The sequence below is a fragment of the Methylomicrobium lacus genome, assembly GCF_041897535.1.
Classification (GTDB): Bacteria; Pseudomonadota; Gammaproteobacteria; order Methylococcales; family Methylomonadaceae; genus Methylomicrobium; species Methylomicrobium lacus_A.
In genome coordinates, this window is record NZ_CP169217.1 from 4,257,018 (window position 1) to 4,281,064 (window position 24,047).

Consider the following 24,047-nt stretch of genomic DNA (forward strand, 5'->3'; position numbering starts at 1 on the left):
CATTCTTACCGGAGTAAACTCATGGTCACCACCAAGAAAAAAACCAAAAAAACGGCATCCGCCGCAGCGAGCGAAGAGGTTAAACCCATAATCTTCCGTGCGCGTTCCGAATCTCTTGCATTTGGAAAGGAAATGCGCGTAAAAGTGCCGCGCTCGAGCCATGCCGGTTGGAAAGCGCCGGCGCATCGCCGGGATCCGATCGACATTCTGGAAGAATCCAATAAGGATCGCCTGCCGGAACTGGTGCCGATTCGCTATGGGCGCATGCTGCGTAGCCCCTTTACCTTTCTGCGGGGTTCCGCGGGCCTGATGGCTTACGATTTGTCGACCACACCGAATAGCGGCCTTCGGGTACAGGCCTGCGGCGACTGCCATCTGATGAATTTTGGTCTTTTTGCGACCCCCGAACGCAATATGATATTCGACATCAACGATTTCGACGAAACGCTGCCCGCGCCCTGGGAATGGGATATCAAACGCCTGGCGGCCAGTTTCGTGGTTGCCGCTCGTGACGAAAGGTTCACTGACGAAGACGCCCAAGCCGTTGCGGTCGAATGCGTCAGGGCGTACCGGGAGAAATTGCGGGAGTATTCGAAGATGAATCCTCTGGAAATCTGGTACGACCGCCTGGACGCCGACACCCTGCTCGAGATGGCGCCCGATGAAAAAATCAGAAGGTTCCGCGAGAGGGTCATCGAGAAAGCGGAGCAGCGCGTCGGCGAACAACTTGCGCCCAAAATTGCCGGATCGGTGGGCGGTCGCCATCGGCTGCTCGATCAGCCACCCACACTCTTCCATGTACAAGGCGACGAGTATGAACAGCGGGTTCGCGAAGGGCTTAAAGCCTATCGGCTATCGCTCTCCGACGAGCGCAGGGTGCTGTTCGACCGTTACCGCCTGGAAGACTTTGCGGTGAAAGTCGTCGGCATCGGCAGCGTCGGCACGCGCTGTTTCGCCGCGCTGTTTTTTTCCGCGGAGAACCACCCCTTGTTGCTTCAGTTCAAGGAAGCCTGCCCCTCGGTGTTGGAGCCCTATGCCGGAAAAAGCCGCTATGACAATCACGCGCAGCGCGTGGTGATGGGGCAACGGCTGACACAATCCTCCAGCGATATTTTTTTAGGCTGGTGCGGGGTGCCTGAGACCGGTCGCGATTTCTTCGTGCGCCAGCTGCGCGACATGAAAATGTCCGCCCCGATCGAAGGCGGTACCCTCCAGCAGTTTCACCTTTATGCCGAACTCTGCGGCTGGACCCTGGCCCGCGCTCATGCCCGGTCGGGAGATGCGGCGACGATCAGCGGCTATTTGGGTAAGTCGGACAGCTTCGACCAGGCGATCAGCACATTCGCTTTGGACTATGCGGACCAGACCGAACGCGATCATGCGGCCTTGGTCGAAGCCGTCAACTCCGGACGAGTGAAGGCGATCATCGAGGAGAATGAATGATCAACGCATGCGTTCGCGCCTAAATCTTAGAACAGAGGAGCGACCATGAAAAAACACGGCATTACCCGGAGAGAGTGGCTAGTCGGCGCAAGTTGTCTCGGTTTGGGCATGCTCCCGGCCTGTGCAAGCAAAGCGCCTCACTCCTCCGGCGCCGTCAATCTGGAGCCTTATCCACGCAATGCAGCCGAGGGGTTGCTCCGCTTGAAGACAGGTAACCGGCGCTTCATGGACGATAAGTCCATCCATACACACGAAAATGCTTCCTGGCGCCATCAACTGGTGCAGGAACAAAAACCTTTTGTCACGATTCTCGGGTGCAGCGATTCGCGCGTGCCGCCCGAGATGATTTTCGACGTTGGTTTTGGCGATGTCTTTACGATCAGGCTTGCCGGCAATATCATCGCGGAAGACGTGATCGGCACTTTGCAATACGGCGTGGCTCATCTGCATACGCCGCTTGTGGTGGTGATGGGCCATGAAAATTGCGGGGCGGTCACCGCGGCGGTAGAGGAAATGCTCGATAAGCCCAGGGAACGCGAACATATCGAAGCGTTGCTGGCTTTAATCCGGCCTGGCCTATCGAAGCTCGATCTGAAACTCGATCACGAGGCATTGCTGCACGCCGCAGTGGAGGCGAATGTGCGCTGGTCGATGCAGCAACTGATCGCTCTTCCGGAAGCGAAGAGGGCACTGCAGGAAAAACGCGTAACCTTGGTCGGGGCGGTCTATGAGTTGAATAGCGGACAGGTGCGGTTTCTCGATTAGTTGTATGAGTTCAGATTGGATCTGACATTGGCCGGCCGACCCCGATCTTTTGCTAAGACTTAGCGGATTTTTCCCTTGTTGGTAAGGTGAAATAAAAAGTGCTGCCATGTCCTGGTTCGCTTTCGAAATACAAGGAGCCACCATGGGCTTCGAGAAGCGAGCGGCTGATGGATAGGCCCATGCCCATGCCGTCTGTCTTGGTGGTATAAAAAGGCATTAATATTTTTTGCTGTTGGTCTTTATCAATTCCCGGCCCATTGTCCTTTATGCTGACCTGTATTGTTTTGTTGAGCGCCAAACGACTACGGATGTTTATGTGGCGATGTTGTTTGGCGGACAAGGTTTCCAGGGCATCGGCGCTGTTGCGGATCAGGTTGATGATGACTTGTTCGATATGTATAGGGTCGACGTAGATAGGAGGCAGATCGTTTCCCGGTTCGAAGGCCAGCTTGATGCCCTTGTGTTTGAGTTCGGCATTACATAGGCTGACCGCGTTATTTATCAACGTATTAATGTCGGTGGTTAAACTGTGTTTTGACTGCGATTTGACAAAATCCCTCATCCGATGAATGATTCCTCCGGCTCTTAAAGCCTGTTGCTGAGTTTTGTGTAATATCTCGGCGAGTTTTATCAGATCAGGGTTTTCCGTGTTAAGCAGGTTTAAACTGACTTGCGTATAGCTGGAAATCGCTGAGAGGGGCTGGTTGACTTCATGCGCAATGCCCGAGGCCATTTCACCCATCAGCCCAAGGCGGGTGACATGAGCAAGCTGGTTGAGACGCTCCTTGTCTTGCTGTTCCCGGGTTTTGCGCAAACTCACGTCACGAACGATATAAGTAAAATAGTGCGCATCATCGATTGAATACTCCGCGATAGTCTGGTCCACAGGCACCACGGAACCATTTTTGTGCAGGCATTCAACCTCCTGAATTTGGCACCCGGATTTGACTTCAACGGCCAAGTAACCCTCATGGTTTTCTTTTGAAGATGTCGGCATCAGTTTGTCGATACCGCAACCGATCAGCTCTTCCGGTTTATAGCCAAAAATCGTTTCCACTGCGGCATTGGCGGATACGATGGTGTCGGACATATCAACCGTGATAAAGCCCTCCACCGATGCATTAAAAATGGCGTTGAGTTTAGCCTCTATTTGTTTGTGCCGAGTGATATCGTACAGAATGATCAAATGCTCACCCGCAAAATTGGGCTGAATCGCAGCGGCACTCGCCAACACGGTTTTAAATCGGTTGTCCTTGCAGCGAATAACCAGCTCCAAAGGCGGAAAGTCGGTCTTTTCCTTTTTGGCTTTTTCCAGTGTCGTTTGCCAAATCGCTTTGACCTGAAGTCGATAATTCGGATCAGGGTAAGCTTTCGGCCACCAGTCTGCCAGGGTGGGAATATCATCCAGAGTGTAACCAAAGGTTTGCACAAAGGCCGGATTCAGAAAGGTGATATTCATTTGATCATCGTTTAAGGCGATCGGCACAGGGGAAACCTCGATGATCGAACGGAATTTTGCCTCGCTGGCTTTTAGCTCGTTTTCCATTTGTTTGCGCTCGGTGATGTCCCGGCAAAACAAACAAAGCTGCTGAAATTCTGGCAGGAAAGCGGCCGATATTTCAACGTCAATCAGATGCCCGTCTTTATGCCGGTGACGGGTCTCGAACTGGTCGTAGCCCTGCACGATCACTTTGGCAATATGCGCTTGTATTTGCTCCGGATTTTCCAATGCTTCCAATTGATCGACGTGCATGTTCACCAATTCATCAATCGAATAGCCGCTGATTTTTGCATAGGCCTCGTTAACCTGCAGCAATTTTCCGCTCAGATCGACTATCCAGAATCCGTCCAGGGAGATATCGATCATTGCCTTGAGTTGATTTAATACCCATCCGGCCCGCTTGCGACCGGTGATGTTTAAATGCTTGACCACAGCGCCTCGATGTGAGCCTTGCAATGGCAACACCGTCATTTCAAACCAGCGCTGCTGAGTGGGCGAGTGGCAAGGATACTCTAAATGAAAGCTTGCCAGCTCGCCTTTGAGTACCGCCGCAATACCGGCATAAGCGGAACCTGCCTCATCGCCGTCAGGTTGATTGAAGGCATTCTTGCATGCCGCCAGATAATTAAACCCCAGCATATCGCCGCCGCCATTTTCTTGAGCAAACTTTCGCCAGGCATTGTTGATGGCAATAATAACCCCCTGAGCGTCGAGAACGGCGAGATGCGAAGTCAACGAGTTAAGGATGCTGACACTTAAGGCCTCACTGTCGCGCAGTTTTGTTTCCATCTGCTTGCGCTCGTCGATATCGGTAGAAATACCGCATAAGCCGTAAATACTGCCGTCCTCATGGCGCAACGGTTGTTTAATGGAAAGATAGGTGCGGGTGACGGCCTTGTCTTTGAGGGTATACTTATTCTCGTAAGCGATACGTTCCCCCAGTTCAATGACCCGGCGATCGTTTTCGCGCAATTTTAGCGTTGTCGCCTCATCAAACAGGACATCGTCCGATTTTCCGATGATGTCTTCCGCCGTTTTGCCAAGCAATCGCAGTACCGGCTGATTGACGTACTGGTATCGATAGTTGCAATCCTTGATATAAATAAAGGCCTCGACATTGTCGAGAATGGTAGAGAGTTTGTGTTCGTTTTCCAGCAATGCCGCTTCAGCGCTTTTTCTTTGTAGGATTTCAGCTTGCAGTTGCGCGGCGCTGGGCAAAGACAAGGCGCGGGGAATCAACCATAGCATCAGCACGGCGGAGGCAAGCGAAATAATCGCGGTAAAGCCTTTAACCCAGCCATCCAGCCAATATAAAGGTATCCAGACCGTGATTGCTGACAGTAAATGAGTAGTGCCGCAGGCGACAATAAACCCTGCAAACAGGGCAACCAGCCACGGATAGGGAAAATCTTTGCGCTGCCGGATAAAATAGACCAGCGTCAGCGGGATCGAATAATAAGCGATTGTGATCACCAGATCTGAGATCACGTGCAGCCAAAGTAATACAGGGCTCCACGAAAGGCAATAGCCATGGGGAATGAAGTCTTTAATACCAAAAAGGTCAATCAGTGGTTGCATTTATTAAGGTGGTTGAGCTTGATTGCGGTAGCTCGTACAATGGCTAGCTTCCTGGCGTTCTGTGCCAGTTCTATGAGGCACCTGGATAGGCGAGTATTGTTGCAGAGTCTTGGCATGGACTCAAGAATGATTCAACACGCTGTATAACCCATCAGGTAAGTATCTTTATGGGTGGCATAAAGCATTGGTAAATTTGATAATCTTTTGGGGCTGCTCTGCCACAGATCGTCTCAATACAGTATATTCATGCGCAGACTCGCCTAGACTGATGCGTCAAGTAATTGCAATTCATCGCCTTAGCTATAACTGAAAAATCTGCTCTTCTAATACTTAAAGAGAAAGAGTAAATATTTGATCTCGTTTTTCTGATCTGGAATCGGATGAGCCCGAAAAAGATAATCAACGGTACCTTTTCTGACTCATCCGAAAACAGGACTAATCCTTAAGCTGGATAGTCACACCTTGCGTCCCAAGAGCGAACTTCAAGCCCTGACCGCTTCCGGTCAGTTCGAGTACGACACCATGTTCGTTCTTCAGTGCTATCGCTCCTTTGCCACCGGCGATAGTTACGCCTCCTTTCACACCGTGATAAGTGCCGTTGAAGTCCTCCAGTTTCTTCAAGTTATACACAATTCCGGCGGCGGAATATTTGGAAATGCCGACATCGGCTAAGCTAAGCCCCTTGATATCGAAGTTATGCTCAGCACCCTCGTAAGTCATGACACCACCTCCCCAGCTCCAGCCGATTCCTGCGGCTACAGAACCTACATTGAGGTTAACCGTTCCACTGATTTTCGTAGGCTTCGCTATCGACGCAGAAGAAAACATCACGATGCTCATGATGAGTGCTAAAGTGTAAAAGAATTTACGCATGTTTATCTCCAAATAAAATAAGAACTAATTTCACATCGCGGTTTCTGCAGTGAGCAGAACATGCGCGTGTAATGGCCTATCATTCATCGAGTTATATTAATTTATCAGTAAAGTGACTGCTAATGTTTCTAAACTGATTCATTAATAAACTAGTCAGAATTCTCGGTAAATTAATCGCAAACCATTGGTTGCAATTAATAATGCATTTTTTATAATGTTATTGATGATTACTATGGATTTAGTTGTGGTTGGGCGTGAATGTATAAGTCATGATGGGAGTAAATAGTCAATCTAGCGTAAAATAACATTTTTAACTAAAACTACAATAGGTATAAATACCTACAACAACTCCTCGTGATGGTTATAAAGTTTGGTTTCGAAAAATTGTCGACGCGTCTTGTTTTATGATAACAAATATTCAGGATGCGGCAGGCAGGGCCTGGTAGCGTTTGATAGCCGCTCGTACATTAAACATCATGCGCTCGCGACCTAGCCGGTCGGCCAGACCAGAGCGTCGTACAACCTCTAGCACACTCGGGTTCAGCCCAACCAACCATAGCGTAGCGCCCTGTTCGGTTGCGCGCTTTTCGCGCTCCATCAGCATCTGCAGCGCTGAATATTCGATATCCGGAACCCGGCTCATGTCAAGCACAAGTACTTGCGGTTTATTTTTGGCAACTAATGCTCCGATCTGTTCTGCAATCTGTTGGACATTGGCAAAGAACAGGCGTCCCTCTGGACGCACGATCAACAGGCCGTCGAAGGTTTCGTCGTCGGGGTGTTCAGGTGACAACGGTCGCAGCACGTCGGCCTCGCGCTTGCGGCCAATGACATACACGTGCGGGTGGGCGAGTTGGCTCGATAGTGCTAGGAGAGATACAATGATTGCAACCACGATGCCTTTCAGCGTGCCGAAGAACAATACACCGAGACAGGCCACGATAGCCCAGTGAAACTCCATGGTGCGCACCTTCCGGATAGCAAGAAATTCTGTCGGCTGAAACAGCCCGACCGAGTAGACGATGACGACCGCCGCGAGTGTCGCGTGTGGCAGCAAGCCCAGCAAAGGCGAGAGCAGCAGCATGGTCGCCCCTGCCATACTCGCCGTCACCAGCGACGCCTTCTGTGACTGACCGCCGGCTGCACATACCACGGCAGTCTGCGTGGTGCCTCCTCCAGCCGACATCGCACCGAACAGTGCGCCTCCGAAATTTGCTGCTCCTAGGGCGATCAGCTCACGGTTTGCATTGATCGGAGCCTCTGTGCTGGAAGCAAAGGCGCGTCCCGCTGCAATCGATTCGGTGAAACTCATCAACGCGATTCCAAGTGCGCCCGGCACCAACTGTTCGATCTGAGCAAGGTCCGGTAGTGTCAGCGACGGTAACCCTTGCGGAATCAGACCGACCGTCGAAACACCCCGTGCATGCAGGCCGAAAAACCAAGAGGCGCCGATGCTGCCGCCAACTGCAACCAGAGGCGCCGGGGAATGCGGCCACAGTCGTTCCATGGCGAACAGCACGAGCAGCGTCATAGCCGCTACCGCTAGCGTGATCAACGAGGTTTCGGGTATATGATGTGCGACGCTAAACAAATCACGGATGAAGCCTTGCTTGGTAATGTGGATACCTAGAAGCTTCGGCAACTGGTCCAGCACAATCACAAGGGCGATCCCCGCCTTGAAGCCGATCAGGACGGGGGTGGAAATAAAGTTGGCGACGAACCCAAGACGCAGCAGCGACGCCAATGTTAGCAATATACCCACAAGAGCAGTCAGGGAGGCGACAGCGGTGATCAGTTTTCCCGGATCTCCGTCCGGCACCGCCAAGCCGAGTTGCGTGCCTGCCAGGATGCCCAGGGTTGTGGTTGTGCTGACACTGAGTACTCTCGACGAGCCCAGGAGGGCGTAAATAATCATCGGAATAAAGGCGGTATAGAGCCCTACTGCAACGGGCAAGCCGGCTACAGTCGCGTACGCCATTGCCTTGGGCAGAACCACAGCCGAGGCCGTGAGGCCGGCGACTATGTCGAACCTTAGCGCTGAGGTGCCGGGATCGATTGCCTCTGCGGTTGTCGGATGCTGGTTCATGCGGCTTGTCTCTAGATGCTGCGGAAATTTAAATGGCAGCTGCTTTTGCCGTCAATGCCGGAACCCCCATTAATAGGTCCTCGGATGCTGCAGCCTGAATACGCGTCGAGCGAAAAGAGGAGCTTGATTTCCGCCATAAGATTATTCTTCGGCTAGGGTTTTTCGGGCTTGTTCCAACAAGGCGCGTTGTTCGTCCGTCATGTCGGGAAATTTAAGATCGAGATTGCGCAACGTCGTAGTCACGATGTCTGCGACTATCGCGCGACTCGCCCATTTATTATCGGCCGGCACGATATACCAGGGCGCCCATTTGGTGCTGGTTGCGCTGATCGCTTTTTCGTAGGCGTCGACATAATCATCCCAGTAGCCGCGCTCGTTAAGATCGGCGAGCGAAAATTTCCAGTTTTTTTCGGGTCGCTCAAGTCGGTCCATGAAGCGTTGTTTCTGTTCTTCCTTTGATACATGCAGATAAAACTTCAATACGACCGTGCCATTGCGCACCAAGTGACGCTCGAAGGCGTTGATGTCGTCATAACGTGCCTCCCAAAAGGCCTTGCCGTGCTTGCCGTCCGGCAGCTTTTGCTGTTCCAGCACGTCCTGGTGGACTTTGACCACCAGGACGTCTTCGTAGTAGGAACGGTTGAAGATGCCGATGCGGCCGCGCTCGGGCAGGGATTTCATATAGCGCCAGAGGAAGTTATGGTCCAGTTCCTCGGCCGATGGCTTCTTGAAGCTGAAAACCTGGCAGCCCTGGGGGTTGACGCCGGACATCACGTGCCGGATGGTGCCGTCCTTGCCCGCCGCATCCATCGCCTGCAGGACGATCAACAGGGCGTAGCGGTCATCGGCATAAAGCAATTGCTGGCATTCGGCCAACTCTTCGATGCTGGTCTGCAATATCTCGTTCGCTTTTTCTTTAACGAATTTCTTGCCGACCGATTTGAACTCATCGTTCTGCTCCCACCCGGTGTGATAATCCTTGAGCCGGACTTTGTTATCGGGTTTAACCTTGAATAAATCGATGATGTCTTTTCTAATCATGGCAGTGCACCTTGCAGTAGCTTTGATGTTTATTGAGCACTATGCCCGGGCAGGTATTGACCGGCGAGTTGATCTATGTCTTTAGCGTAGCGTTCGTACTCGGGCGAATCCGGACGGCTGTAATTCCAGTTTTTATAAAGACCGGTGATCTTGGTGAAAAAATCCCGGGCTTCGTTTTTGTCCTTAAACCTATAATCCGCCTCGATCAGCTTTTTCAACATCCCGAAACTGGCCAGCTGGCGTTCGCGCGGCATGCAGGCGTCGACTTCGTCGAAAGCATCCTGCTGCAAATACACCATGTCGAGTAACATCGATTTTTGCCAGATGATAAAATCCTCTTCGGTGATGCCTTCTTCGCCGGTAACCTGCATCATCTGATAGATGCCGTCGCCTTGCTCAAGCAATTCCTGCATAGACTTGACGTCGCGCACCCAGTTCACATCCAGATTTCGGGTGAACCAGCTCCCCAGTTGATCGAGATAGCGCGACCAGGAAATAAGTGGATCAATGGCGGGGTAAAAACGCCGGTAAGCGCGATCGGCCGATAATCCGAGAAAAGTCTTGACCGTGCCCAGCGTGGATTGGGTCACCGGTTCTTCAAAGTTGCCGCCTGCGGGAGAAACCGTACCGATCATGGTTAAACTGCCTACTGAGCTGTCCGGGCAGCGCAGGACGCCGGCACGTTCGTAGACATTTTTAATCGAGGAACCGAGGTAGGCGGGAAACGCTTCTTCGCCGGGTATTTCTTCCATACGGCCCGAGGTTTCGCGCATCGCCTGCGCCCAGCGCGAAGTGGAGTCGGCGATCAGTAGAACCTGATACCCCATCTGCCGGAAATATTCGCCCAGCGTGATGCCGGTATAGATAGAGGCTTCTCGGGCAGCGACCGGCATGGATGACGTGTTGCAAATAATGATGGTTCTATCCATCAAGGTGCCGCCCGTCCGAGGGTCTTTGGTTTCCGGATATTCAGTAATCGTTTCGACCACTTCGCCTGCCCGTTCGCCGCAGGCAACGATAATGACGATGTCAACCGTTGAAAAACGGGCGATACAGCTCTGCAAAACGGTTTTTCCAGCGCCAAAAGGGCCGGGGATACAGCCCGTGCCGCCCTGGGCAATGGGAAAGAACGTGTCAATAACCCGGGTCGCCGTGGTAATGGGTTCGGTAGGATAAAGGCGTTCAGCATAGCGGCGATGGATCAGCGCTTCCGGTATCGGTTTACGCACAGGCCAGCGCTGTGTCAGCGTCATTTCACGCTCAATCCCTTTTCCAGTCTTATAGCGCGCGACAACCTCTTCAACCTCGAGATTACCCTCCCTGATCCAGGTGATCTCGACGGGTTCCGGTTCATTAAAAGGCACCATGATTTTGTGTTTAAAGACACCTTCTGGAACCGTGCCGATAACGCCTCCTGGAGACACCCTGGCACCTATGGCAACGCCGGGTTCAAAATGCCATTTCTTTTTCAGATCAAGCGCGGGAATGGTAACTCCGCGGGGAAGAAAAAAACCGTATTTGCCGGCCAGTGCATGCAAAGGATTGAGCAAGCCATCAAAAACCTGGCCCAGCAAGCCGGGGCCCAAAACGGCCGAAAGCATTTCTCCTGTCAGCTCTACCGTATCGCCTACACGCACGCCGCGTGTGTCCTCGAATACCTGCATATCGGCAGTACGCTGGCGCACGCGGAGAACCTCGGCTTTGAGGCGTTCAGGACCGACAAGGATATAACCCAGTTCGTTTTTAATGAGCGACGTGTTGTCGTCGACTTCGATAAGCACCAGGCTTTCCTTGACTCCTATAATCTTTGCGGTTCTCGATACCGGCTGTTCAGCTGCCATTTTTTACCTCTTTGATCAATTCTTGAAATCGGCTCGTCGCCTTGTCGGCATCGCGTGCAAGCCAGGCCTGAAGGATGTCCCATTTAAAAACGAAAGCAAATACCGCCTCGAATCCGAACCGGTTGCTTTCGGTGATGCGGCTCAGCCGTTGCCAGATTATCTTCATCATTAGACGGTCAAGACCGTTTGCATCACCTGCTTCAAGATAGCCCCGGGCATCGGGAATCCAGGGAAACACTGCCTCCAGCTTGAAATCGGGATGCTCCCAGTTAGACGCAATAACCCCCACCCAGCGGTTCGCGCCGTTGACCTGCTCCAAAAACAAAGATTCAGAAAGGCTGTTGGTCTGGCGAATGCGTAATGCTGCCAGTATCGTTTGCTGAACTATCCTGAACTCGACGAATTCGCGCAAGGCGGTCTGCGTGATTTCTTGCAGCGCGGCGCGGCAGCGCATCAACATTTCCTGGTCGGTCTTCGGTTTGGCCAGGGATAGCCGCCAGCTTACCAGCGCTTCGGCCAAAGCCAGTTGCCGCGCGTCTTCAGGTTCCAGGTTATGAAGACGCTGCTCCAGCCGCAGGCGTGTGATCGGCGACCGTTCGGCCTTTTCGAACGGGGGGAGATAGGGGAGGCTGGAGACCAGTGTAATGTACTCCGCCATAATATTTATTCGCTACCTTCGAGTATCGCCTGAAAACGCGGCAAAATGCGTTGGTAAAGTAATTTGGAAATCGCTTTGTCGCTCAGGTCGATTTCCAGCTTGTCCTTGACCAGACGCACACTTGCGCCGCCCTCGATCTCACTGGATGGAATCAATTCGACCCCCTCACGCAGCATTTCGCTGGATAGCCCAAGAATGGTCTGCTTGGTGCGATCGCGAAGTTTCTCGATCGGCTGACCCGTGAGTATCGATTCGGATATGAGAATCTGGATTTCCTTGTCCCCGATCAGTTCTTTCTCGACATGGTTTGCCAACACCAGGACAATGGATTTAATAAATTGCTCGTCGCGCGTGGCCGATGTCACCAGTCGCTGCACAAACACTTCAAACGCCGACGAGACCTTGGCCTTGAGTTGCAGCATCGTGTCGCGCGCTGAAAGTTTCAGGGCTTCCAAGGCGGCCGCATGATTGGCCTCAATTTCAATACGGGCATTTTCACGCAACCGTTCCACTTCAAGCTTGGCATCCGCCAGCATTTTTGCCGATTTGGCCTCGGCGTCCCTGACAATCTTGTTTGCTTTTTCAGTGGCCGCCAACACGCCCTGATCGCGGATACGATCCACGAGGTCCTGAACGCCGGCGCCGGTTTTAGTTTGTTCTTGTTCTGTCATGTCAGCAGTCTCGTCAAGATTATTTTGGAATTCCCGCAGCCAGTACGAGAGCGAAAACAAATGCGAAAACAGCGAAACCTTCAATCAGCGCCGCCGGCGCCATTGAGATACCGAAAACTTCGACCTTGCTTTTTGAGGCATTGATTGATGCCGCGCAGGCATCGCCCTGAGCGATGGCACAATACAGCAGCGCCAGCCCGGTCAGGATGCCCAAACTAAAGATTCCGGGAGCATTTTCAAGAGTCAATTCACGATTCAGTGACATAGTCACAACGATACCGTAAATGGTAATCGAGGACGGCAATGCCGCTACGCCAATAAAACGACCATAGCCGCTTTCTACTTCCAGTAAGGCGCCGCACGCGGCGCTTCCGGCACGCATGCAGCCAATTGAACTTCCTATCGCAGCTAGCGCCAAAGGGGCATAAAGTCCCACCCAGCCCAGTCCAAATATTATCGGTTCCATAAATTATCCCCTGATTGTTTAAATGGTTTGTATAGTGTTCCCTCTTCTTTGAGGCCCCAGTTGAAAAACTCGATCACATTCAGTCGCAGCCCGTGAATGACGCCGCTGGTAATTCCGAGAGCCAGATTAATTCCGTGTCCGAGCACCAGAATCAACAGAGCAAAGAGCAAGCCGATTCCCGGGTAACTCTCATTGACGCTGGCCGCCATACGGTTGAATTCGATAGCCAGCGACGCCGATCCGAGACCCAGCGCAAACAGACGGAGATAACTCAAGACATCGCCCAGAGCGCCGGACAGCCGGGTTAGTCCCTCCAGACCATGGAGAAGGCGGGTGAATGGTTTTTCTCCGGGCGCGGTAAACCACAGGATTAACAACGCGCCGATCGCCATCAAGGCCATGCTCGGTTTCTGCAGACCAGGTAGGGTTATTGAACTGCTAACCGCCAGTGAAAATCCGCCGCAAATGACGGCGATCCATCCGACTGAAGGCAATCTGTCCAGCCAATGCCGGTAACGTAAAGCGTTCATCACATTGGCGAGTACGATGTGGAAAACACCGATCACAACCGAAATCAGCATCATGCGGTTGGTGTCGGTTATCTCAAGTATATGAAGCCTGCCAAGCAATGAATCTTCGGGAGGGGTGACGCCGAAATAGCTGCCGAATAGTGCGCCAATAGCGGAGGAGGCGACCACCACCGACAAAAGTAAAGGGCGAAACCGGCGGCCCGAGGACGAGCGCCCCATCTTGCTCCAAAATAACAGTAAAGCGAGCCCCAAAACAGCGCCATAACCGGCATCAGCCAGGATCATCGCAAAAAAGAACACAAAGGAAACGAAAGTTACCCCGGAGGGATCCCAGGTATGATAGCCCGGTGTCATGTAAAACGTAACCAGATCCTCACCGGCGCTAAGCCAGGAGGGGTTGCGCATGTACGTAGGCGGGTTATCTTCTAGAGTGGGTAGTTCCGATTCGAAGTAAAATGCCTGTCGTTTCGAATAATCTTCCAGTGTCGCGAGGCTTTCTACAGGCGCCCAACCCTGCAAGGCAAAAGCGGTATCGTTACTATAGACCTGCGCCGCAGCGTTCTGACAAACGGCCCGGTCTTCAAGAAAATCAAGATCACGTCTGAACAAATCATGCCAGCGGGTTAAATAGGCCCGTTCTGCCTGGGCGTCTTCTATGGCCAGCTCCACGTCATCCAGTCTCGCTTCCAGTTCATGCCGGGTTTTGTAACCCAGATGAACACGGGGGGCCGGCATCGCCAAAGGCTCTTCCTCGTTTACCACGACCACATAACAAAATCGGCCGTCGCGCCGGATAATTTCCCAAACCGGTGCCTTGATTTTCGGCATGTCTTTATGGGGGACGACATAGAACCAAAGCCGAAGGTTACCCATTTCCTTCAGCGGCGGCAGCTCGAAGTCGCCCCAGGGAAGCATGTCCCGAATGCGCCTGATCAAAAAATCACGCTCCTCCATCAGGTCATGCAGGCGATTTCTGACTTCCAGCGTCCTTTTCTCAACCTCAACGGCATCGAACTTTTCTTTATTCAGAACCTGCCGTCTTCGCTGCGGATAAGTGTGCAGAAACTTCAACGCTTCGCGCGCTCCTGCTGTGGCTGCAGTTTCGACTATTGCCGCATTCGCTGATGCCAGCGGAATAATCTGCACACACCCCATTTTCTGAAGATCAGCCAATAAAAGATCCCGATCGGCCGTCATGCCAATGAAGGTCACCTTGTGCATCGTGACAAGACTCATAACACTTCCTCTGACTCAGCTTGGCGTTGCTGTAGCTGTTTTTTCTTGGCGAGCTTGGAAGTGACCACGCTGGCTCGCTCGGCATCGCCAAGGAAAATGCGTATTTTTTGGATATTCTGCTTAGCAGTGGGAATCAGGATTTTTTCGAACAGATTTACTCGTTGCGTGATTCTCCGCACCTGAATTTGAAGAATACGCTGGCGCTCGCCGGCAATCTCGGCGCGCATGCGCTGCTCCGCGGCATCCTTCAAGCGTTGTACCAGCGTGTCAACCCAGGGCGGCGTAGCAAGCCGGGAATAGTCGGCGATCGTACAGTCGATGCTGTCCAGAAAGGGCAGTTTCACGCCGACGACATTTTGTTCGACAACCTTATAACGGTTGAATCTTACGAGTCCGCCAAGACGAAATTCCTTGTCGGCAAGCATGGGCAACTCCTCGCCGATCCGGGTTTCCAGAGCGTCCACGGCGGATTGGGCGGCCGCGTAGTCTTCCTGGGCTTTTTTTTCTTCCATCGTCAACTGCCGGCGTTTCAGATCAAGCGAGGGCAACAGCCGCTGGTACAGCTTCAGCTGTTCCTGCTGCTCGTGTAGCGCGTGTTTGCTAAGTTTGAGCTTCGCCATAACGATTTACGCAACTTGAGCCACAGTTTCACCCTCTTCGGCTTCGCTATGGGCAGATTTTGGGAAATATTTATCGATCAGGTTTTGCTTCATCAACAGTTCCTTGGGATCGAAGCATTCAGAGAGAGTCAACCAGCAGAGGTCCAGCGCCTCGATAACCGGCAGTGAAACGTCGATATCCATGAATCTCTCCTTGAACAAACGGCCGAACTTGAGTAATTTTTCGTCGAAAGGTGAAAGTTCAAAGGCCATCGCCTGTTTTTTTTGCGCTTCCACCGCGCCGGAGTAAAAGCGGATCATGGCATTCATAATCTGGCTGTGATCCTCGCGAGTGGCTTTGCCGACGACATGCTGTTTTAGTCTTGAGAGTGAGCCGAACGGATCTATGAAGCCATTATGCAGATAAAACTGTCCTTCGGTAATGTAACCAGTATTGTCCGGTACCGGATGAGTCACATCATCGCCGGGCATGGTTGTTACACTCAGTATGGTCACCGAACCTGCGCCCTTGAAGTCACAGGCTTTTTCATAACGCGAGGCGAGTTGAGTGTAAAGGTCTCCCATATACCCGCGTACGGCGGGAATAAGTTCCTGCGCGACGCCCAGTTCTTTCATGGCATCGGCATAGGCAGTCATGTCGGTGAGCAGCACTAGTACCCGTTTTTTGCCCTCAACCGCCATTTTTTCCGCAACGGCCAGAGCCATGTCAGGAACCAGCATGCGCTCAACCAGAGGATCAGAGGCCTGATTGACGAACATGACGGTGCGATGAAAAACACCATGGTTCTCGAAGGCGGTGCGAAAGAAATGATAGTCATCGAAAATGAGGCCCATGCCGCCGAACACCACCACATCAGCATTGGCCTGAAAGCCGATACGAGCCAGCAGCTGGTTGAAGGGTTCGCCGGCAACGGAAAAGATGGGAATCTTCTGGCTTTCCACCAGGCAGTTGAAAAGATCGATCATGGGTACTTTGGTTTCGATCATTCGCGACGGCATTACCCGCATGACCGGATTAACCGTGGGGCCGCCCACTGGAATGCGCGGATCTGTCGGAAGTTCCGGTCCGCCGTCGATGGCTTCGCCGGAACCCCGGAAAATTCTGCCAAGAATGTTATCGGAGTAAACAACGTCAAGAGCGCGCCCGAGGAAAATGACTTTGGCGTCGGTAGATAACCCTTTGCCACCGGCAAACACCTGCAAACTGACAATGTCCCGGTCGAGATTCACGACCTTGGCCAGAGACTGATCGCCGTCGATGTTTTCAATCATCGCGAGATCGCCAAAGGCAACGCCCAGCGCCCTCACACGTATCAAATCACCGACAATTTCGAGGAGACGGGTGTGGCGGACGAGATTATTAATTTGATTCATTACGAAAGCTCCATATGATCAACACCCAAGAAGCACGGAGTTCATATCACCGCTATGCGAGATGGTTGTCGCCTATCCCGAAAGGTCAGCGACGTCAGGACTACTCTCTGTTGGTCAGAATGACGGATTAGCTAGGGGCATTCTATTCCTGTGAAAACAGGCTGTGCTATTGGACTTTAGTCCAAGGCTTGATTCTATATTGCGATTCTTTTGTGAATAAATTGCATCAAACAGATAATCAGGCGAGCCAAATCATCAAGTGAGAGCGTCTTGTAGCACATCGATGGCTTTCGCTGGCCATAACCTAGATGATGACGACGCGTAAAGGGCATTCACGCAAGACCGGCTGACCTTGGACCAAAGTCCAATAGCGCTACCAACTGGCACAGGAATATAGTGATGGCTTGTCATCTTCAGATTAACTTATCCATCTTCTGACAAACGGAGCACAACGCTAAGTAAGCTCTGAACAAGTTGATTCCATTCATGGTTCGATAAGCTCACCACGACCGGAATCAATAATTTACCGTTCGTCCTGAGCCTGTCGAAGGACTTATTCAGAGCTTCCCTAAGTAGTCTCTGTTTGCCGTCCGGGTGTTGATCATATGGAGCTTTCGTAATGAATCAAATGAATAATTCTGGTCGCTACACCCTTCAAGTTCGCGCCAAGGGCAGGCCCTTCGGTGAATTGACCCTCTTTGGCCGCATGGCGCTGCTGATTTTCGCGATGCATGCGGTGGGATGCGGCGATAAGGACAAAGAGAAAGCCCAGACACCACCAGTCACCTCGGCGCCTCAGCCCCCGCAACCGACACCTGCAACGCCGCCAGTCCCGAAGCCGGAAGCCAAACCCTTGACCAGTCTCGAATCGCTGGTGGCGCCGATAGCGCTTTATCCCGACCCGTTGTTGGCCGAAGTGCTGGTGGCTGCGACTTACCCTCTGGAAGTGGTACAGGCGGCCCGCTGGCTGGAAACCAAACCGGATCTTGCGACCGTGCGTACCAAAAACTGGGACGCCAGCGTCAGCCGTTTGACGGCGGTTCCCGACGTGATTGCGATGATGGATCAACACCTGGATTGGACTACTCAACTGGGTGATGCTTTTCTATCTGATCCATCGCAATTGATGGATGCAGTCCAGACATTACGTAGGCGCGCGACCGATGCCGGATTTTTGAAGGCTTCCGATTTGCAGAAAGTCGAAACGAAGACGGTGTCGGTACAGGAGCCCGGGCAAGAGGCAGCGCAAACAGAAGGAGTCAAAGCGACACCGGCCGTATTAACCAAGGAAGTGATTTACATAGAGCCTGCCAAAGCCGATACGATATCGGTTCCAAGCTACAACCCCGAGGTTGTCTATTCGGCGCCGATGGCACCTCCGCCGGCAAGTCCAACTTATTCTGCAGCGCCCGCGGCCAGTTATTATCCGACTTATTATGCTCCACCTGCGACGACTACGACGACGACCTCGTCCGGTACGGATCAGTGGATGTCGTTCGGGGCCGGCGCGGTCGTCGGCGGATTGCTGACCTGGGGCATCATGGAATGGGCCGACGATGATGACTGGGATGATTACCATGTCGGACATTATTATGGCGACTCTGTATGTCACGGGGGTAATTGCTGGTCCGGAGGAGGGGGGGGCTATTACGGCGGCAATGCAAACATTAATCGCGGCAATGTCAATGTGGATCGGGACGTAAATTTTTCCGGCAATGAAATCAATTTTAATCGAGACGGCACTTTCAATCAGGATCAACTCCCGGCCATGAAGGACCGGGCAGGGGGGCGCTGGCAGCCGGATGCGCGCCATCGCCGGGGGCAGGCTTTTCCGCCTAAAGCCCAGCAACGCATGGGGCGTGCTGAGTCACCGGCCTTAGCCGGGAATCGGCTCAGCGGCGCACAAAACCTGCCTGCCGACATGCGAGGCTTCGGTCAGGCGGGGGGGGCGGGTCGTGCTGCACCGGCTCGGCTTTCTAGTGCCGATGTCCAGCAGCGCCTGGCTGGCAAATCGGGCAGGGAAACACGCCCGGGTATGGCCGAAAGCCGTGGCCGGCCTATGCAGGGCAGCCGTGAAAACGCCCTGGAAGGCTTGCGGTCGTCGGGTCAAAGGAGCAACTTCGAAAGCCAGCGTGGCGCCTCAAGTCTGGGTGCCCGGCAACAGGGAATAGGCCAAGCGCGTGCAAAAGACCGCGCAGGCACCACTCCGCGCCGAACCGGAAACGTCGCCGATGCAAGCCAAAGGCGATCACAGCAGGCCGTTCAAAGACCAGGTCAGCAACAGCAGTTGGCCAGACAACGCAATGAGCAGGCGCAGCGCCAACAGGCACAGCGCCGGCAAGAAACGTCGCGCCCGAGTGCCTTTGATAGTGCCCGGGATGGCGGCCGCTCCAGCGCTTACAGTAACCGTGGCAGCGCCAGTTTTGCGCGTACCCAACAACCGGCCAGGCAAATGCCATCACGCGCCCAGCCCGCCAGACAAAGTTCGTCATATGGCGGACAACGTCCGGCGAGCCGAGGCAGCGCTGGCGGTGCGAGCAGAGGTGGGGGGGGCGCGAGCAGAGGCGGTGGTGGCGGAAGAAGTCGTGGCGGTCGTTGATGAGAGGGTACAAGAGCATGAAATCACTTGATTTGTCCTTGGCAAGAAGGGGATTTCACTTCCCTTTTTCCCGCTTCCCGGTTTCAGATAGTTTGAACTTTATTTAGGCGAGGTTTCCATCATGATGTCCAATAAATTCCGTTATGCCTTTTCGATGGTCATTTTTATAACGTTGGTTGCTTCGCGCTCCCTTTCAGCTGCACCGGAAGCCGAATCGGCGGACAAGGGCCAAGGCTTTGCGTCGCCTGAAGAGGCATCAAAGGCACTGGTCGATGCCGCACGTGACTATGACAAAAACAAAATCGCGGTACTTTTTGGAAGCCAAAATGCGCAAATTTTTTCATCCGGTGACGACGTGGAAGATGCGAACAATCGCGCGGACTTTCTGAAAATGGCGGAAGAGAAATCTTCAGTCGAAAATCAGGCAGCAGATAAGGCTATCCTGCATTTCGGAAAGAATGACTGGTCATTTCCCGTTCCTGTCGTGAATAACGGAGGCCAATGGCGATTCGATGCCGCACAAGGCAAACAGGAAATCCTGAATCGCAGAATTGGACGCAATGAGCTTAATACGCTGGGCGCGATGAGAGCTTATGTGGAGGCGCAAAACGAATATGCGTCGATCGATCGGGACGGCGACGAAGTGAGCGAATTCGCGACCAAGATACGCAGTGAGCCAGGCAAATTCGATGGTTTGTATTGGGAAACGGCGCCCGACCAGCCCGAGAGCCCTCTGGGCCCCCTCTTTGCGGAAGCCAAAGTCGAAGGTTACAAGGTTAAGGGCAGTGCCGAGTCGGCGACGCCTTTTCACGGCTATTTATACAAGATTCTTACCCGTCAGGGCAGCAATGTTCCCGGCGGAAAATACGACTACATCATCAACGGCAATATGATCGCAGGCTTTGCCCTGGTCGCGTTTCCTGCCGTCTATGGTTCATCCGGCATCATGACGTTTGTGGTCAATCATCGGGGAAAGATATACCAGAAAAATCTGGGACCGAAGACCACCGAATTGGTTGCGGCGATGAAAGCCTTTGACCCGGATGCTTCATGGGAAGCGGTGGATGAGAATCCCGGCCAGTGAACCTTTGGCTTAATCAGTCGGATTAAGCCCACTTTATCCATCACAAGGACCCTGAGATGAAACGTTTCCGTCTGCTAAAACAAACGCGCCAGAGCACCGAGTATTCCTGTGGCGCCTCGTCTCTTCAGGCCGTATTGAGCTATTGGGGCAAGGATCTGGATGAAGAAGATCTGATCACATTGCTTCATACCACGCCGGAAACCGGCACCTATCCCGATGACATTGTGCGGGTAGCCCTGATGCTGGGGTTCAAAGCCGAGGTTAAGGAAAACCTGACCCTCGATGAGGTTGAAGAAGCCACCGCGCAGGGCATTCCGGTCATCGTGTTGAGCCAGGCCTGGCGAAGCCGGCAGGATTCGGCCGCTTCAGTCGAAGAGGATTGGCAAAACGGTCACTATGTGGTGGTTCTCGCGGTCGACAAGGATTATGTCTATTATGAAGATCCCTATGTGCGGATGGGAAAAGGCTTCATGCCCAGGGAAACATTCGCTCGACATTGGCATCATGTGATGGGTGGAGACCTTCAGAAGGGGCCGAAATTGATACACCTTGGGATTTTTATTCGCGGTGAAAGGCCGGCCCAGCCCCAACGCTTCAAGGAGGTGGAATTGGCCAAGCTGGATTTCGGTAAGATGGGGTCCATGAATCTGTTGGTGACCCAATTTCAGGGCGCCCTTTTGCCCTATGATTTTGTGAATGAGATAAAGGGACTCTGGGAGACCGGCGTTCTGAGGCCCGATGTCTTCTTTTTTCTGAGAAAGGACAAGGAGGGTAGAATCTCCGCAATAGAGGGTGGGCGCCTTCAGGATGAAGAGAATGTAGTGGAAATCAATGCATTGATCGCCGCGATCGCAGGCCAAAGCGCCGCCGTTTCCGAGGCTCCCCCAGCCAAGGCGGAGTCCGCTGCCCAGGCTGCAAGGGAAGGGGACTTCGGTCTGGGCGCCACGGATATTCAAAAAATTGCCGGTAAACTCCCTCCAGACCACTCCGCGGTAATCGTGCTCTTTGAAAACGTTTGGGAGAAAACTTTCAAGGAGACTGCCGGGAAGTACCATGGCTCCGTCACTCATCAGCGGATCATTCCTTCCGATGCTCTTGCCAGGCTTGTGCAGGGACAGGCCGAAACCGGACGGCTCGCTTGAAGGAGGGGCTATGGATACTTTTACCGCGATCGCTTTCCTGTTCGGCATTGCCGCGGTCCTGAGTTTTATCAACGACCGTTATCTGCATTTACAGCATGACATTGGGCTGTTGTTATTGGCTGGCCTGACCACCGCGGGACTACGAGTCTTGGAGTACTTCGTTCCTTCCGGCGCTATCGGCTTTTTGCAGCAACTCACGCAATCATTCAATTTGAACGACACTTTGCTGAAAGGTGTTCTCTGTTTTTTGTTGTTTCGCGGGAGCGTGCGCGTCAGTTGGCCGACGCTGCACGAACAACGCTGGTTGGTGCTTTGGTTGGCGTTCGCCGGCACCTCGATGGCGTGCTTTCTCACCGGTGGAATGGCCTATGGTGGCCTTTCCGCTTTCGGCATCGGCGTCACCCTGCCCCAGGCGATGCTGTTCGGCGCGCTGATTGCCGCTACCGATCCGATAGCGTCGCTGGCGATTCTTTCCAAAATCGGCTTGCCCAAGAATTTGGAGACAGTTGTCGACGGCGAATCCTTATTGAATGATGGCGTCGCGGTCGTGCTGTTCACCATTTTCGCCGGTTCGGCAATCAGCGGCAGCGAGGCCAGCCTTGCCGAAGCCGGTTCTATTTTCGTGCGCGAGGTATTAGGCGGCGCCGCTATGGGGATTGCCAGCTGGCTGGTTATTCATTATCTGATATCCCATTCGAGCACATACTGCACCGGATTGCTTGTTTCTTTGGGGGCCGTGGCATCGATGTATTCCGCCGCCCAGCAGTTTCATATCTCGGGACCGATTGCCACGGTCGTGGCCGGTTTACTGACCGGAAACATCACCGGGCCGCGAATCAGCGATGCCATGCGTGCGCCTCTGGGTACCTTCTGGTCGGGGCTGGACGAGGTGCTGAACGCTCTGCTATTTGTATTCGTCGGCTTCCACGTGGTTCTGATCAATCCGCTGCAAAATGCAATTCCCGGTGTGCCGGGGTTAATAGCGATCGCCGCCGTGCTTCTTGCACGCGCCTTGAGCGTGTCGTCCATCGTCGCGGGTCTTGATAAAACGGCTGTAATCCGTGCCGATTGCTTAGGACTGACCCAGCTTCTGACATGGAGCGGCCTGCGTGGCGGGCTGTCGTTGGCGCTCGCCGTGTCGCTGCCCGACAGCGGCTGGAAGCCGTTGATCCTGAATATGACTTTTGCCGTCGTCGTATTTTCGATCATCGTTCAAGGCCTGACTATCCGGCGGTTATTCACCAAGGATAAGCTGGCCGCTTTGTTACGCTGAACACGTCTGGATCTTGACAACGGCCAGTAAAAATAATGACAGCTTCATCGGGTAAAAGAGATTAATTATGGTATGGACCAACATGTTAACAAAAACTGCCGGGTGCAAAGCGCTGCCTTCACCGTCAATTTTTCTAATGCTTGTCATTGCGCTGCTGTCCTGCGGCTGCAACCGGACTCAGCAGCAGCCGGCCGCACAGGCGCCGACCGTTGAGGTTGTCGCCGTCGTGCAACGTGATGTGCCGCTTATCCAAGAATGGGTCGGCACGCTCGACGGCATGGTGAATGCGCAGATTCTGGCACAAGTCACGGGCTACCTCGTCAAGCAGAATTACCAGGAAGGCAGTCCGGTCAAAAAAGGCACTCTGCTCTACGAAATCGACCCGCGCACCTTTCAGGCCGCTGTTGACGAGGCGCAAAGCAGCCTGGCGCGCCAGGAAGCGGAATATAAAACCGCGAGGCTGTCTTTGAAGCGCATTGAGCGCTTGCTCCCTGAAAAAGCGGTGAGCGTGCGCGATTGGGATACGGCCGTAGGGCGCGAGGCGCAAGCACACGCCGACGTACTTGCCGCCAAGGCGGCACTGGAAAAAGCCAGACTGCAGCTCGGATTTACGCGCATCACGTCACCCATCGACGGCATCGCCGGAATGTCCAAGGCGCAGTTAGGCAATCTGGTCGGGCCGGGGAGCGCCAACGCGGTACTCACTACCGTTTCGCAGGTCGACCCGATCAAGGCGTTTATTCCGCTGAGCGAACAGCAATACCTGCAAATGGCCATGAAGAAGAAAAATGGTGACGAAGTTAGTCACCCGACAAGGCTCGAATTGATATTGGCCGACGGCAGCACCTATCCCGAAACCGGCCAGTTCTATTTTGCCGACCGTCAGGTTGACGTGAAAACCGGCACGATTCAGGTCGCCGTGCTGTTCAAAAATCCCGGCAATATTCTGCGTCCCGGCCAGTTCGCCAGAATACGTGCAATCCGGACTAAACCCGGTGCCCTACTGGTACCGCAACGCGCCGTCAGTGAAATGCAGGGCAAGTATCTGACGGCGGTGATAAAACCCGACAATACCGTTGCCATCCGCATGGTAAAACCGGCCGAGCGCATCGATTCGCTGTGGGTGATAGACGAGGGTTTAAAGTCTGGTGAACGCATCGTCGTCGAAGGCGTGCAAAAGGTGCGGGAAGGCATGGCTGTCATACCCAAGCTTTTTGTCGAGCCATCCGGCTCCGCTCCCGTAGCCAAAACGGCAGGGTAAAAGCC

18 protein-coding genes are annotated in these 24,047 nt (G+C 53.3%); 7 read left to right on the top strand and 11 right to left on the bottom strand.

What is annotated here, in order from left to right; all coding sequences use genetic code 11:
- Positions 1-132: 132 nt before the first annotated feature.
- A complete protein-coding gene (locus tag ACEPPP_RS19080; RefSeq protein WP_374088937.1) occupies positions 133-1,443 on the top strand; it encodes a DUF2252 domain-containing protein in 1,311 nt (436 codons plus the stop codon).
- 45 nt (positions 1,444-1,488) lie between these two features.
- Positions 1,489-2,208, top strand: coding sequence for a carbonic anhydrase (locus tag ACEPPP_RS19085; protein ID WP_374088938.1), 720 nt, complete (start codon positions 1,489-1,491; stop codon positions 2,206-2,208).
- A gap of 52 nt (positions 2,209-2,260) precedes the next feature.
- Here the strand turns inward: ACEPPP_RS19085 and ACEPPP_RS19090 are convergent, their stop codons facing one another.
- The 11 genes from ACEPPP_RS19090 to ACEPPP_RS19140 all read right to left on the bottom strand — a co-directional run bounded on the left by ACEPPP_RS19090 (position 2,261) and on the right by ACEPPP_RS19140 (position 16,683).
- Entirely contained in the window at positions 2,261-5,287 is a 3,027-nt protein-coding gene (locus ACEPPP_RS19090; protein ID WP_374088939.1) for a PAS domain S-box protein, read from the bottom strand.
- 435 nt (positions 5,288-5,722) lie between these two features.
- Entirely contained in the window at positions 5,723-6,160 is a 438-nt protein-coding gene (locus ACEPPP_RS19095; protein ID WP_374088940.1) for a hypothetical protein, read from the bottom strand.
- 418 nt (positions 6,161-6,578) lie between these two features.
- A complete protein-coding gene (locus tag ACEPPP_RS19100) occupies positions 6,579-8,246 on the bottom strand; it encodes a SulP family inorganic anion transporter (protein ID WP_374088941.1) in 1,668 nt (555 codons plus the stop codon).
- A gap of 141 nt (positions 8,247-8,387) precedes the next feature.
- Positions 8,388-9,287 (bottom strand): polyphosphate kinase 2 family protein, encoded by a 900-nt coding sequence (locus ACEPPP_RS19105; RefSeq protein ID WP_374088942.1) that lies wholly within the window; start codon positions 9,285-9,287, stop codon positions 8,388-8,390.
- Positions 9,288-9,316: 29 nt separating this feature from the next.
- Entirely contained in the window at positions 9,317-11,128 is a 1,812-nt protein-coding gene (locus ACEPPP_RS19110; RefSeq protein WP_374088943.1) for a V-type ATP synthase subunit A, read from the bottom strand.
- Positions 11,118-11,786, bottom strand: a complete 669-nt coding sequence (locus ACEPPP_RS19115; protein ID WP_374088944.1) for a DUF2764 family protein — start codon at positions 11,784-11,786, stop codon at positions 11,118-11,120. Before ACEPPP_RS19115 ends, ACEPPP_RS19110 begins: the two co-directional genes overlap by 11 nt.
- 5 nt (positions 11,787-11,791) lie before the next feature.
- Positions 11,792-12,457 carry a hypothetical protein gene (locus ACEPPP_RS19120; protein WP_374088945.1) on the bottom strand — a complete coding sequence of 222 codons (666 nt, stop codon included), beginning with the start codon at positions 12,455-12,457 and terminating at the stop codon, positions 11,792-11,794.
- A gap of 19 nt (positions 12,458-12,476) precedes the next feature.
- Complete coding sequence (locus ACEPPP_RS19125; protein WP_374088946.1) at positions 12,477-12,923, bottom strand: ATP synthase subunit C; 447 nt, start codon at positions 12,921-12,923, stop codon at positions 12,477-12,479.
- On the bottom strand, positions 12,911-14,689 hold the full coding sequence (locus tag ACEPPP_RS19130) for a V-type ATP synthase subunit I (protein ID WP_374088947.1): 1,779 nt from the start codon (positions 14,687-14,689) through the stop codon (positions 12,911-12,913). The genes ACEPPP_RS19125 and ACEPPP_RS19130 overlap by 13 nt, the downstream gene beginning before the upstream one ends.
- The gene (locus ACEPPP_RS19135; protein WP_374088948.1) at positions 14,686-15,309 is read right to left on the bottom strand and encodes a V-type ATP synthase subunit D; all 624 of its coding nucleotides are present in this window, start codon (positions 15,307-15,309) and stop codon (positions 14,686-14,688) included. Before ACEPPP_RS19135 ends, ACEPPP_RS19130 begins: the two co-directional genes overlap by 4 nt.
- 6 nt (positions 15,310-15,315) lie before the next feature.
- Complete coding sequence (locus ACEPPP_RS19140) at positions 15,316-16,683, bottom strand: V-type ATP synthase subunit B (protein WP_374088949.1); 1,368 nt, start codon at positions 16,681-16,683, stop codon at positions 15,316-15,318.
- A gap of 619 nt (positions 16,684-17,302) precedes the next feature.
- Here ACEPPP_RS19140 and ACEPPP_RS19145 point away from each other — a divergent pair.
- The 5 genes from ACEPPP_RS19145 (at position 17,303) to ACEPPP_RS19165 (ending at position 24,042) form a co-directional block, all read left to right on the top strand.
- A complete protein-coding gene (locus ACEPPP_RS19145; RefSeq protein WP_374088950.1) occupies positions 17,303-19,282 on the top strand; it encodes a DUF3300 domain-containing protein in 1,980 nt (659 codons plus the stop codon).
- A gap of 121 nt (positions 19,283-19,403) precedes the next feature.
- Positions 19,404-20,366, top strand: a complete 963-nt coding sequence (locus tag ACEPPP_RS19150) for a DUF2950 domain-containing protein (protein WP_374088951.1) — start codon at positions 19,404-19,406, stop codon at positions 20,364-20,366.
- A 56-nt stretch (positions 20,367-20,422) separates the two neighbouring features.
- Positions 20,423-21,508 carry a C39 family peptidase gene (locus tag ACEPPP_RS19155; protein WP_374088952.1) on the top strand — a complete coding sequence of 362 codons (1,086 nt, stop codon included), beginning with the start codon at positions 20,423-20,425 and terminating at the stop codon, positions 21,506-21,508.
- A gap of 10 nt (positions 21,509-21,518) precedes the next feature.
- Positions 21,519-22,781, top strand: a complete 1,263-nt coding sequence (locus ACEPPP_RS19160) for a cation:proton antiporter (RefSeq protein ID WP_374088953.1) — start codon at positions 21,519-21,521, stop codon at positions 22,779-22,781.
- Positions 22,782-22,917: 136 nt separating this feature from the next.
- Positions 22,918-24,042 carry an efflux RND transporter periplasmic adaptor subunit gene (locus tag ACEPPP_RS19165; protein WP_374088954.1) on the top strand — a complete coding sequence of 375 codons (1,125 nt, stop codon included), beginning with the start codon at positions 22,918-22,920 and terminating at the stop codon, positions 24,040-24,042.
- Positions 24,043-24,047: the final 5 nt, after the last annotated feature.

Bases quoted from the DNA above. Each gene is read 5' to 3' on its own strand.
- ACEPPP_RS19080 (WP_374088937.1), top strand. From the start codon at position 133: ATGCGCGTAAAAGTGCCGCGCTCGAGCCATGCCGGTTGGAAAGCGCCG.
- ACEPPP_RS19085 (WP_374088938.1), top strand. From the start codon at position 1,489: ATGAAAAAACACGGCATTACCCGGAGAGAGTGGCTAGTCGGCGCAAGT.
- ACEPPP_RS19090 (WP_374088939.1), bottom strand. From the start codon at position 5,287: ATGCAACCACTGATTGACCTTTTTGGTATTAAAGACTTCATTCCCCAT.
- ACEPPP_RS19095 (WP_374088940.1), bottom strand. From the start codon at position 6,160: ATGCGTAAATTCTTTTACACTTTAGCACTCATCATGAGCATCGTGATG.
- ACEPPP_RS19100 (WP_374088941.1), bottom strand. From the start codon at position 8,246: ATGAACCAGCATCCGACAACCGCAGAGGCAATCGATCCCGGCACCTCA.
- ACEPPP_RS19105 (WP_374088942.1), bottom strand. From the start codon at position 9,287: ATGATTAGAAAAGACATCATCGATTTATTCAAGGTTAAACCCGATAAC.
- ACEPPP_RS19110 (WP_374088943.1), bottom strand. From the start codon at position 11,128: ATGGCAGCTGAACAGCCGGTATCGAGAACCGCAAAGATTATAGGAGTC.
- ACEPPP_RS19115 (WP_374088944.1), bottom strand. From the start codon at position 11,786: ATGGCGGAGTACATTACACTGGTCTCCAGCCTCCCCTATCTCCCCCCG.
- ACEPPP_RS19120 (WP_374088945.1), bottom strand. From the start codon at position 12,457: ATGACAGAACAAGAACAAACTAAAACCGGCGCCGGCGTTCAGGACCTC.
- ACEPPP_RS19125 (WP_374088946.1), bottom strand. From the start codon at position 12,923: ATGGAACCGATAATATTTGGACTGGGCTGGGTGGGACTTTATGCCCCT.
- ACEPPP_RS19130 (WP_374088947.1), bottom strand. From the start codon at position 14,689: ATGAGTCTTGTCACGATGCACAAGGTGACCTTCATTGGCATGACGGCC.
- ACEPPP_RS19135 (WP_374088948.1), bottom strand. From the start codon at position 15,309: ATGGCGAAGCTCAAACTTAGCAAACACGCGCTACACGAGCAGCAGGAA.
- ACEPPP_RS19140 (WP_374088949.1), bottom strand. From the start codon at position 16,683: ATGAATCAAATTAATAATCTCGTCCGCCACACCCGTCTCCTCGAAATT.
- ACEPPP_RS19145 (WP_374088950.1), top strand. From the start codon at position 17,303: ATGAATCAAATGAATAATTCTGGTCGCTACACCCTTCAAGTTCGCGCC.
- ACEPPP_RS19150 (WP_374088951.1), top strand. From the start codon at position 19,404: ATGATGTCCAATAAATTCCGTTATGCCTTTTCGATGGTCATTTTTATA.
- ACEPPP_RS19155 (WP_374088952.1), top strand. From the start codon at position 20,423: ATGAAACGTTTCCGTCTGCTAAAACAAACGCGCCAGAGCACCGAGTAT.
- ACEPPP_RS19160 (WP_374088953.1), top strand. From the start codon at position 21,519: ATGGATACTTTTACCGCGATCGCTTTCCTGTTCGGCATTGCCGCGGTC.
- ACEPPP_RS19165 (WP_374088954.1), top strand. From the start codon at position 22,918: ATGCTTGTCATTGCGCTGCTGTCCTGCGGCTGCAACCGGACTCAGCAG.